Origin of the sequence: Streptomyces griseoflavus (assembly GCF_014649995.1) — a bacterium.
GTDB classification, from domain to species: Bacteria; Actinomycetota; Actinomycetes; order Streptomycetales; family Streptomycetaceae; genus Streptomyces; species Streptomyces griseoflavus.
This window is the reverse complement of the sequence record NZ_BMUC01000014.1, coordinates 172378-183682: the sequence shown is the minus strand read 5'-3', so window position 1 is coordinate 183682 and position 11305 is coordinate 172378. Positions and strand designations below refer to the sequence as shown.

Annotated in this window: 8 protein-coding genes and 1 CRISPR repeat array; of the genes, 1 reads left to right on the top strand and 7 read right to left on the bottom strand. The window is 70.5% G+C overall.

Going from position 1 to position 11305, the window contains the following annotated elements; genetic code table 11:
- Positions 1–33: 33 nt before the first annotated feature.
- On the top strand, positions 34–351 hold the full coding sequence (locus tag IE172_RS26490; protein WP_190099827.1) for a DUF6087 family protein: 318 nt from the start codon (positions 34–36) through the stop codon (positions 349–351).
- 238 nt (positions 352–589) lie between these two features.
- A CRISPR array of direct repeats spans positions 590–1903; the repeat unit is 29 nt; unit sequence GGGACCATCCCCGCGGGTGCGGGGAGCAG.
- 206 nt (positions 1904–2109) lie between these two features.
- Here IE172_RS26490 and IE172_RS26485 read toward each other — a convergent pair.
- The 7 genes from IE172_RS26485 to IE172_RS26455 all read right to left on the bottom strand — a co-directional run bounded on the left by IE172_RS26485 (position 2110) and on the right by IE172_RS26455 (position 11303).
- Positions 2110–3705: a hypothetical protein gene (locus IE172_RS26485; protein WP_190099826.1), complete on the bottom strand. Its 1596-nt coding sequence runs from the start codon at positions 3703–3705 to the stop codon at positions 2110–2112.
- A 44-nt stretch (positions 3706–3749) separates the two neighbouring features.
- A complete protein-coding gene (locus tag IE172_RS26480; RefSeq protein WP_190099825.1) occupies positions 3750–5315 on the bottom strand; it encodes a hypothetical protein in 1566 nt (521 codons plus the stop codon).
- Positions 5312–5734, bottom strand: a complete 423-nt coding sequence (locus tag IE172_RS26475; RefSeq protein WP_190099824.1) for a hypothetical protein — start codon at positions 5732–5734, stop codon at positions 5312–5314. Before IE172_RS26475 ends, IE172_RS26480 begins: the two co-directional genes overlap by 4 nt.
- Before the next feature lie 233 nt (positions 5735–5967).
- On the bottom strand, positions 5968–6489 hold the full coding sequence (locus IE172_RS26470; protein ID WP_229886420.1) for a hypothetical protein: 522 nt from the start codon (positions 6487–6489) through the stop codon (positions 5968–5970).
- Positions 6482–8215, bottom strand: a complete 1734-nt coding sequence (locus tag IE172_RS26465) for a type IV secretory system conjugative DNA transfer family protein (RefSeq protein WP_190099823.1) — start codon at positions 8213–8215, stop codon at positions 6482–6484. The genes IE172_RS26470 and IE172_RS26465 overlap by 8 nt, the downstream gene beginning before the upstream one ends.
- Positions 8216–8217: 2 nt before the next feature.
- Positions 8218–9774: a putative type IV secretion/conjugal transfer ATPase gene (locus IE172_RS26460; RefSeq protein ID WP_190099822.1), complete on the bottom strand. Its 1557-nt coding sequence runs from the start codon at positions 9772–9774 to the stop codon at positions 8218–8220.
- Positions 9774–11303, bottom strand: a complete 1530-nt coding sequence (locus tag IE172_RS26455) for an SCO6880 family protein (RefSeq protein ID WP_190099821.1) — start codon at positions 11301–11303, stop codon at positions 9774–9776. The genes IE172_RS26460 and IE172_RS26455 overlap by 1 nt, the downstream gene beginning before the upstream one ends.
- Between the last annotated feature and the right edge of the window lie 2 nt (positions 11304–11305).

Sequence of the window (11305 nt, the reverse complement as noted above, 5' to 3'; positions counted from 1 at the left end):
CGGACCAGAACCGACAAGGGAGGAAGCGCCCCGATGGAAGACGAACCCCTCGATGAGTGGGCAGCGCACCGAGAACAACAGCGCCCCAGGCCCGGGGAACGCCGCGCGGTCCCGCTCGGGGAGCAGGCAGAACGAGGAAGCCACGTCGACCCTGATGTGCCGCGCGGCATCCAGGAATGGAACGGCCATGAGTGGATCCCGGCCGGAATTGCCGACGACCACCAGGCCGCCGCGGCTGAGACCGGCCAGGACTCCGCTTCCCGTGCCGAACGTGTTCCTCTGCCCGCGTTCAGCAAACTGCCCCCCGCGCCCGAACCCTGGCGCCCGACCGAGCCGTGGCACCGTCCCTGACAGCCGGAGACGGCTGGTAGATGCCCCTCCCCGGCCCAGGAACCCCCGCCACGGCGGGCGTTCCTGCGTGTCTCCCCAGGTGTAACGCCACGGGCGGTCACTCCGTCCATATGGATTCGAGGCGTTGACGCTGGGGGCCGCGGAAGGACTTTCACGTGACGACAGCGGTGGTGCGGGACCACGCCATGTGGACCGTACGGTGGTCGGTACCACCGCGCCTGCGTCGTTCACCGCCCGAGTGACCATCCCCGCGGGTGCGGGGAGCAGAGCGTGTCGTCCAACGCCATGAGGTCGAGGAAGGGACCATCCCCGCGGGTGCGGGGAGCAGGTACGGCGGTCCCTGTAGGTCTGGGACATCCGGGGACCATCCCCGCGGGTGCGGGGAGCAGGCGTCCATCCGCCGGCGCGCCACCGTGTCGGGGGGGGGGACCACCCCCGCGGGTGCGGGGAGCAGCTGACTCTTGCCGCGGGCGGTCGCGGCCTGGAAAGACCATCCCCGCGGGTGCGGGGAGCAGCATGTAAACCCCGGTGAGTAGCCGCGGGCCGGGGGACCATCCCCGCGGGTGCGGGGAGCAGGCCCTGACACCGACTACACGGAGGTAAGCCGTGGGACCATCCCCGGGGGTGCGGGGAGCAGTAGGGGGACCTATGCCTGTGCGGGTCATGGTTGGGACCATCCCCGCGGGTGCGGGGAGCAGCTCTCGGGCCACCAGCTCCGCGTGCTGAACCAGGGACCATCCCCGCGGGTGCGGGGAGCAGCCTTGGTGGTGCCGGTGTCGAGGCGCTTCCAGGGGACCATCCCCGCGGGTGCGGGGAGCAGCCCAATCACGGTCTCGGCGCTCTACGGCCCTCGGGACCATCCCCGCGGGTGCGGGGAGCAGCGGTTGACCTTGGCGAAGGCGCCGCGCTCGATGGGACCATCCCCGCGGGTGCGGGGAGCAGCCCTTGTAGCGTCGGATTTCATACGACCCGGTGGGACCATCCCCGCGGGTGCGGGGAGCAGGAAAAGCTCACCGCTTGCGTGTGCGACGCCTTGGGACCATCCCCGCGGGTGCGGGAAGCAGACCCAGTTTGTAGACACTATGACTCGCGCATGGGGACCATCCCCGCGGGTGCGGGGAGCAGGCCAACGCCGTCGTCCAGCGGTCCGTGATGCGGGCACCATCCCCGCGGGTGCGGGGAGCAGTGTCGCGCAGCTTGAGAGTCCAGGCAGTGACCGGGACCATCCCCGCGGGTGCGGGGAGCAGCCGTGAACCGACGTGCCGTAAGCGGTACCTCGGGGACCATCCCCGCGGGTGCGGGGAGCAGCTACCACCTCACCACTTACCACGGGAGCACCCGGGACCATCCCCGCGGGTGCGGGGAGCAGTTCCCGATCATCTGGACGATGACGTCGATGATGGGACCATCCCCGCGGGTGCGGGGAGCAGCGCTGCGAGCGGCGGGTGAGCCGCGCGATCTCGGGACCATCCCCGCGGGTGCGGGGAGCAGACGGTGACCGGGGAGCCGGACGCGGTCGACTGGGGACCATCCCCGCGGGTGCGGGGAGCAGACTGTTTGACCTGGGAGTCTATGGTCGCAGAAGCGTGTTTTCAGCGACTTTCGCAGAATCCGACAAATAGGACTTAGGGTGATGTGAGTTTGGAAGACCGGACGAAGACGTGTAGTAGCAGGAGGACAACGGGGTCCGCAGCGGTAGGGGAACGCGGCCGCCCCCGAGTTGTATCTGCCCCTGCCCAAAAGGCCGCTGTTCTGTGATCACTGCGGGTCTCGAAACGCGGGCAGCGGACGTACTGCCGTCGTAGCCCGAACTGCCGACCTCGTCGGAGTGACGGCCCTGGGGAACGGCGCGGCCGTATGCAGTCCGGGCGTCCGGCGGAACGCGGAGCGGGTGAGTTCGGGCGGCAGGGTGACCGCGAGCCGGCCGCCGTGGTGATCGGCCAATGTGGCGACGGCCCGCAGTGCGTCCACATCGGCTGGTACGAAGCGGGGCGGCCGTCCCGCCTGGGCCCGCTGAACGTTCGCGGCCTCGGCCCGCTCCACCAGGGTCTGGGCGCTGCGGCCGACGTCACTGTAGGGGCCGGCCGCTGTGCCAGGGCCGTCGGGCAGGTCTGCTTCAGGCAGCCGCTGCCACGCCTGCCTGAAGGCGACCACCCGGGGATGCTCCGAGGAAGCGGTCAGTTCCTGACCCATGGGGGTCTCCCGCCATGCCTGGAAGGCTTCGGCGACCCCCCGGCAGGCATGCACTGCCTCCTCCCGCGTCCTATAAGAGACCGGGGCACCGGTCCGCAGGATGGTGCGCAGCTGCCGCATCTCGTCGACGTTGCCGCTGGCGGCTTCCGAGAGCGGGTGGTCGGGACGCGGGATGTCGGGGGTGCTGTAGGAGAGGGCCGCCTCGCTGAGCTTGAGCAGGGCCTCGGCGGTGGGCAGGTCACCGCCGCGAAGGCCGCGACGTACCCGGTTGGCGAGAGCCTGCGCGCAGTTGCTGATCGCTGTGGTGGCGCGGATGGAGACCGTGCGCCAGAAGCCCTGTACGCGAAGGTCGGCGTGCAACTGACCGAAGTACTCCCCCGCCCGTTCGCGGAGCACGTTCCACAGGTGAGTGGTGGCGCCCCGGACGGTTTGCAGTCGCTGCCATTCCGGGAGATTTTGCAGCGCGGCTGTGTGAGTGTCGGCCTGCCGCAGGGCTACGGCAACCGGCTCCGGATTACGCCGAGGAAGTATGGGGTTGTCGTGGTCAGGTCGGGCGGGCACGCTTTGCCGTTCGCCGTCCGCCCGAGAGGCGGGTACGGCCCTCTGCCACTGCTCCTCCAGCTCGCGCAGCGGCACGTCGACGGCTTCAAGCAGATCCTCGACCGTGTCGTGTTCGGGCGGGACGATATCGGCCCAAGCCTGGGCGAACGTGGAGATGAAGGCCTGCCTGAGATCGACGGGTTCATATACGTCGGCTCCCCGGGCAACCGGGCTGTCCTCGACGGACGCTTCTGCGGGCGGCTGCATCCTGAGTGCCGCCTTGAGCCGCCACTGAGGGACACCATAGGCGTCGTAGAGAACTCCATCCTCTTTGCGCCAGGGACCGGTCGGCAGGTCGTTTCCGGTCCACAGCGGCAGAACCCGCTGCTCCCGGGAGGGCGCCGCCGCGGCCCGGGCCAGCGCGCGACCCTCCAGCGATTCATGCCATTCCTCCGTCGGCGGGTTCGGCCGGGCACCGGCCCGACTCTCCGCCCGTACCCGGAACACAGCCGCCTCGGCGATGGCCTGCAGGCGTTCGCCACCGGAGGCGACGGGACCAGGAAGTACCTCCTCGCGTGATGGCTCTGACACCGCCTCGACGGCAGCTTCGATCTGCTGCAAGTGCACGGACCCGTCGGCCTGAACGGCGTGACGCAGGCCTCGGCTCACAAGCGCGCGCCTCTCCCTAGCGTGGTGGGCGGGGGCGCGGTGGTTCCTCGTGCGATCGCGCTCCGCGTGGTGGGGGCCGGGGCAGAAACCGGGGCCCAGTTCTGGGCGGTGATGTGCCGGTGGGCCGCCGCGTCGAGAGCGGCACGGTTGGTGTCCATGCCGATCACGGAAGCAGTGGCCAGCAAGCTTCGTGCTGCCGCCTGCTGAGCGGTACAGACCTGCTGGAATGAGTTGCGGAGGCGCTCTAGTTGATGGTCGTGGAGCTGGTAGAAGCGGTACGGCTGGCCGGCGGGGCGGTGCTCGGGGACGTCAGTGATCAGACGGTGTTCGATGGCCGTTACGGCCTGGGGTGCGGCCACCGCCATCTGCCAGTCTGCGACGGTGAGGCGATATACGGTCTGGGCCAGTTCGGCAATACCTCCCGAATCAGCCACAATCTCCTGTGCCGGCCTTGCTCGGGGCGGGCTGCTCGCGGGGTCGGGAATCCAGTCGCCGCCGAAAAGTAACCGCCCTGCACGCAGGAGCGTCGCTCCTGCGATCTCCACGGCCGGGTGCGGGGCCCTCCCCTGGGGCATGCGGAAAGTCTGGCCTCGGCGCACCATCTCGTAGCTCGGCTGGGGGAGCCGGGGACGGGCCCGGGGGTCACCCACATCGACGACACGGTCCCAGCGTTCCTGGACATCCATCCACGCGCGGGCGGCTTTTCGGAAGTGGTCCGCGCAGCTTCTGAGCGCGGGGCCCATCCCGTTCGGTGCCTCAGCAGCGGCCTGTACCAGGAGCCGCCCTGCGAGCATGGTGCCCAGGGACCGCCACTGAGCGATCAGCTGCAGGTCGGATCCGCTGAAGGGCTGAACGGAGCGGCCGTGGAGGGTCTCATAGGCGGCGCGGGACAGCTGTTCGCAGTCGTCCCGGATCAGACCGGCGGCCTGAGTGAGCGGATCGGTGGGCAAGGCGGGGACCGGGGTGAGCGGTAGAGCTTGGGGAAAAGCCGCCAGCGTCAAATCCGCCCCGGCGCTGGTGTGCCAGGCCTGGACCGACGCGTACTGCAGGGAGGCGTGAGCGGTCTGCAGCCTGACCGAAGCGTTCCAACCGGACACCTCGCTCACGGTGTGCACGATCCGGCCCGCGGAATGGAGCATTCTGGAAGCGTGACGCAGATGGTATGCCTGCGCGGAGCGGGTGGTGAAAGCGAGCGCGTACGGGGTGACCGGAGCGCCGCTGGTGTCGCGATGACCACGAATGAGGTCGACGACCGCCCCGCTGGCCTCCACTGCCGAGCCGAGCGGGCCGTCGTTCCTTGCGCTGTCCGGGGCGACCGACGGCAGCCAGCGAGCGGCGCCGCCAAGCGCTCGTCGGGCGTGGTAGAGGTGGCGGAAGGTGTTATCGGCAGCGGCATCGATACGGTCGCCCGGCCTACGAAGCAGGAGATGCACGTGCCCGATCAGTGCTTCGACTTGTCTGAGCGCGAGGGCATGCGCGAAAGGATCGTCTCTGGGCACGGAGGTGACCTGGTGGAGGCGTTGGTGAACGACGTCGTAGAGCTCTCCGAGCGTAACCGTCATGAGGCCTCACCGCCGTCCTGCCGCACGGTCATGAGGTGATCTGCGGCAACTGCCGCGTAGCCGGCCACGACGTTGAGCGACTTTACGTCCTCCGCCCATTCCGGCACGGAAGCCAGTCGGCGTAGCGCCACTTCGACGTGGCGCAGCAGCGCCCCGTACGGTTCGAGCCAGGCCCGGCCGGGACACACATTTGGCGTCTCCAAGGGCTGGCCGTTCTCAGGTGGTGACAGCAGGCGACGACCTTCCGTGCACTTGATGCGGGCGAGCATGGCCTGGATCTCATCGCTACCTTCGTCGACGGCGAGGGCAGCCGCCAGTCGGCCTACGACGTCGAACGCGTCCCAGGCGGCGGAGAGCACGGCGTCGCCCTCATCGGCATCCAAGGCGGTGTCGAGGTCGGTGATGGTCGGCTGCGTCATTGCCGCGATTCCTCCTGTCGGCCTGGCCACACCACCGATGCGGTGGCTGCGGCTTTTCCGCGAGGGTCCCACTTCGAACCAACGACGGCCGCGGGCTGTGGATAACCGGCAGATCGCCGAACCACACGGACGGGTAGCGCGGCTCAGCGTCCGCTACGGGCAGCGAAGCGCATCCCACGTTCCTCCTCGAGGTTCGTCCTGGCCTTCGACCGTGCCGGGAGGCATGCACTGCGCTACAGCGGTGGGTCAAGCTCGGCGGTCATCCGCCGTACCTCCGCCTCGGCCGGGTGCATCGCCGGATCGGTAATGTCGGCGGAGGTGGCCAGGTACAGCTCCCACTCCTCGTCGGCTTTCAGGTCCGGCGGCGGGGGCAGCGGAGGCTCCTGGTGGCCGCCGACGCAGGCGGGGAGCTTCATGTGCGGCTTGAAGGCGTGCAGCGTGTTGATCCACTCGGCCTCGGCGAGCTCGCGTCCCGGTGTCTTCTCACCCTCGTAGGTGCGCAGCCAGCCCACGTAGAGGGCCGTGAGCATCTCTCTCGCCCAGCGGTGCCGGTACCAGCACAACGGGATCTCGTTGTGCAGCTCGGCGGTGTGGCGCAGCCACTCCACCCAGGTACGCAGTTCGCGGAGCCGCACACGGCGTTCGGGGGGTGCCATGGCCGACCACACCCAGCCCTGCGGCTGGGGCGCTTCGGTCTGCGGCGGCGGCGGTACGGAGGGCCACAGAGCCGCCGGGTTGTCCGGGAAGTCAGTCACGGCTCGCCTCTTCCGTCGCGGACGCCCCGGCCCTGTCAAGCGTCTCCCGCCCGTACCCGGCGACCGACCGGGGTACTGCCAGCAGCCGCTTCAGGTCACGGTCGCGGAAGGTCAGCCGCATTTTCACCTTGATCGGGGGCTGGTTGGAGTATTGGGCGATCGCGGTGAACTCCTTCAGCTGCTGCAGGGAGTGGACCGGCGCGAGGTCGGTTTCCATGGGTGAGGTGTTGGTGGTGAACTCGCCGCGGGAGCGGCCGTGCGAGGTGCGCAGGGTCTCGGTGCGGCCGTACAGGCCGGAGAAGTACCGCAGGGTCTCCAGGTCGCCGCAGCCGGGCAGCAGCATGCGCAGACCGCTCGCGGAGAGCACGGTGTTGGCCTTCTGCGTGCCGAGCCGGTCGCGCAGCTGGGACAGGTCGTGCCACACCGTCAGGACGACGATGCCCATGCCGCGGCCGGTGGTGAGGATGTTGGGCAGGCGCGGGTAGCGCAGCATGTTGCCCGCCTCGTCGACCAGCACGCCGAGTGCGGGGTCGAGGGGCCTGCCCGTGGTGTTGTAGGCGACTTCGGCGCCGTGGATGATCGAGGCGATGATCGAGGTCAGCAGCGGGGCGAAGCGTTCCGCGTCGGCCTCGGAGGCGATCAGGCACACGGTGCCGTTCCTGGTCAGCAGATCCTCGACGGTGAAGTCGGTGCCGGCGCAGGTCTCGCGGACCTCCTCGTCGGCGTAGACGCGGGCGAGGACGTTGAGGCTGAACTGGATGGAGCCGATGCCGTCCTCGTGCAGGCGCAGCCAGGGAGAGGCGTAGTCGTCGGCCACCTCGGTGTAGCCGTGCTGCTGGAGTACGGAGCGGACGTGGTCGACGGCGTCCTTGCCCAGGGAGAGCCAGCGGCGCATGGTGTTGATGCCGCCGCCGGAGAGGTTCGCGGCGAGAAGCACGCCCTTGAGAACGTTCTTGGCCTGGTCGATCCAGGGCGCGGCCCGCTTGCTGTCACCGGACGCCGACGACTCGGCCATCCAGGCGGCCATGCGGTCGGCGGCCTTGGCGTCGGTGCAGTACTCAACCGGCGACCACTTGTCGGTCTCCCGGCCCGGGATGCCCGCGGGGGCGATCACCCAGACGGGGCCGAGGGCGCGGCGGCGGGCGTAGACGATGTCGAGGTCGGTGGCCTTGGTGGTGGTCACCACCAGAGGGCCCTGCCATTCCGCGGCGTTGGGCAGAACCAGGCCGGTGGTCTTGCTGCTGCCGGGCACGCCGAACACGGTCGCCGAGATGTTGGGCTGCGCGGCCACGATCGTGCCCGTGTGCACGCCGCGGCCGGCGGTGATGCGGTTGGCCCGCCGGACTGGGTCCTGCGGGGCCTTGAGCCTGCGCTCGACCTTCGCGCCGCCCCACTGCGCGCCGCCGGTGGACCCGCCGCCGAGGTTCAGCTTGGTGACGGCCTTGAGCAGCAGCAGGAAGAACGTCAGCAGCAGCACCGCGACCAGCGGATAGAACAGCCATCCGGGCGGGGCCGGGGTGAAAACCGAACCGGGCCCGTCGACCACGGCGCGCAGCACGGTCTCCGGCAGGCTCGCGCCGGAGCGCGCCCAGCCGCGCCCGGCCAGCAGTGCGGCCAGCGGTCCGGCCAGCAGCACCGCCCCGCCGAGAGCGACAGCGAGGCCCGCACCGTACGCGGTGAGCAGCGTGTTGTCGTCGAGCCCGCTGCCCGCGGGCTTGCCGGCCATAGCTAGATCACCATCTTCTCGTCGGTCTCGAAGAGCTGTTCCTCGGTGCGGGAGAGCATCAGCTGCACCGCGTGCGAGCCTCCGCCGCGGCCGACCTTCCACAGGGCCCGGCCGCGCTGCCCTGCGCCCCAGGAGCCGATCAGGTCGCATTCGGCGTCGGTCAGGCCGATCGCCTCGCGGGTGATGGCAAGCGGGCGGGTGTCCTGGGCGAGCTGGATGCGGGTCTCGCACGAGCTGATGAGGTCCTTGGCGATGTTCACGGCCTCGGATCCGGCTGCGCCGACCCCTTCGAAATCGCTCAGGCGGTGGGTGGCGAGAACCTGGATGGTCCCGCTCGCGCGGCTCAGCCGCAGATCGGCGTCGATCTTCTTGACCTGGGAGGCCCCGCCGGAGCGCATCTGCCGCCACAGCTCGTCGCGCACCACGATCCACGGCCGGTTGCCGGGCCGGTCGATCGCGGCTTGCGCCCAGGACGAGACACAGGTGAGGACCATGGCCACGGTTTCGTCGCCGTACTGCTCGAGGGCGGAGACGTCGACGCTCTGGATCGGAGCGTCCCAGTCCAGGCCGATGCTGGTCCGGTCGTCGAAGAGTCCGGCAACGTGACCGTTGACCATGGCGCCGAGGGCGGAGCGGATGGATTCCATCTGCTCGCGGGCCCGCTGCACTTCGCCGTCACGCACGCGCAGCTCCGCGGCCATGGCGTCCGTGGGGTCGCGCAGCTTGTCGTAGACGAGCGGCAGCGTGGGGGTTTCCAGCCGCGTCTGCCCGTGCAGTTCGCCGGTGACCTCGCGTACGGCGACGTCGAGGGCCTCTTCCTCCTGCGGCAGCAGGGTGCGGCGCAGCTGTAGCTCCAGCAGGGCTTTGACCAGGGTCAGTCGCCTGCGGTGGATCTCCCTGAGCCGGTTGTTCAGCTCGCCCGGGTCGCTGATCCTGTCCAGGCCCTGGCCGAGGGGTCCGGCGTCCAGCGGGTTGACGCGGCCGGGCAGGCCGGGGCCGAGCCGGACCGGTTCCACGCCCAGGTGGCGGCAGAGAGCGGCGTACTCGCCCTTCACGTCACCCGCGATGAGGGCCCGGTGGCCGAACGCCATCAGCCTGAAGCACAGCGCTTTGATGTGCGCGCTCTTCCCGCTGCCGGGGATACCGGTGATCATCACGTTGGGGTTGGTGCACAGCCCTTCCTTCACCCACACCGCCGGGTGCGCGCTGAACGCCTCGGTGGTCAGAGTGTTCTGCCCGATGTACGCACCCACGGGCGGGAGGGAGGCGGCGTGCAGGAAGGGGTAGGCACCGGCGGCATTGGCGGTGTCCGCGCGAACGGCCTCGACGCGGGGCAGTGAGGCGGCACGCCCCGCGTACGGCTGTGCCCAGCCCTTACCGGGAGCGACCCGCATGACCGTCCCGGGGTCTTCGAGCAGCCTCGCGCGCCGCTGGTCGCGGGCGCTCGGCGCCGTCACCGGCGCCTGTGCGGGCCGTTGCTCCAGGCCGGTGGCCTCGCCGAACCCGGACGCCTTCAGCGAGCTGTCGCCGGCGTCGCGGCGCTTGAACGACAGCGGCATCAGAACCCGATCCTCCGATCCGGCAGTCCCTGGCCCAACGGCAGCGCGGCGGCCGCGAAGCCGACGTCCTGGGCGCCCCACATGCGGCGCAGCTCCAGTCCGGAGGCGGCCGCATCCGCCTGCAGCTCGGCGCAGGCGGTCTCGAGTTCGCCCAGGTCGGTGACGGTGACGGCGAGCACCGCGGTGAGCCGCACGACGCCCTGGCCGGAGGCGCGGGCGACGTCCTGCGCCCTGGCTTTCCGGGACTCGAGCAGCTCGTCGGCGGACTCGTCCTGGCCGGTCCTGGCGCGCAGTGTGCGGGCGGACTCCCGCTTGGCCTTCTCACGGGCGAGATCCTGACGGGCCCGGCGGGGTCCGGTCGGCTCGTAGACGATGCTCAGGCTGCGGCGGGCATTCTGCCGGGGCCGCAGCAGCGGCTGCAGGAAGGTGGCGTACACGTCCGCCTGCGGCCAGGTGCGGACCTGGTAGGAAACGGTCCACGCGCCGTCGTGGCGGTAGGTGCCCCAGTCGGTCTCGGCATACGCGGGGCCCGCCAGCTCGGGGGCCACGCCGGCTTCCAGGCCCTGCCAATCCGGCGCCTGGGCGGCGGCGTTGCGGGTGGCGAGCATCAACTGCGCCTCCGGGTCGTACGCGGTACGCACCACTTGGGCCAGGGCGCGTGGGGCGAGCCACTCGACGACCTGCAGGCTCGCCGAGGACAGCGAGCTGTGCATCGCGTGCAGCTCGCGCACCAGAACCGCGGCTGCTCCGGCCTGCCCGCCGCCGGCGCCCTTGACGGCCAGCCGGGACTTGGACGCGGACAAGGTGACCGACAGATAGGTCTCGCGGGTGGTGGTGGCGGGGCCGGCGCCCTCCATCAACTCCATGAGTGCGGCGACGGCCTCCTTGGGGGCGTCCGCCGCCAGATGCCGGTGGGTCCAGGAACGCAGCGCCGCGCCGTCGTCGGGCAGGCACCGCTGGTGCACGGCGAGCCGGACGATCGGCGAGTCCTCGGTGCAGAAGCCGCGCAGGAAACCCGCCCACGCCGCGACCCGGGCGGTCTGCCGGTCGCTGTCGATGAGCGCCAGGCCGGGGAAGGTGATGCGGGCCACCGCCGTGTAGGTGTTCGCCACCGGGTCGTAGGAGGCGCCCAGGGTGCCGCCGAGGCCGTCGGGGGCCTCCAGGAAGCGGAGCCGGGCCAGCACGCCGGGCAGGTCCATCGGCTGCTGTCCGGTCGTCCTCGAGCGAGGGGCGAACGCCCCGGACTGGAAGAGGTTGCGCCTGGTGGCCACGTTGATCTGATGCCTTACTGCGAGAAGGACCCATTCGTCGGCGCTCAGGCCGAGCACCCGGCCGAAGGCGAGCGCGAACAGCACGGCGGCCGGGGGCAGGCACACGGACGCGGCCGTCCAGCTGCCGAGGTTGACCGGCGTGAGCAGCAGCACGCATCCGCCCACGACGAGGGCGAAGCCGGTCCCGGAGAGCCGTCCCATGAAGCCACTGCGCTCGGACTGCCATCCGCCGTAGGTGACGGGGGTGGAGCGGGACATCG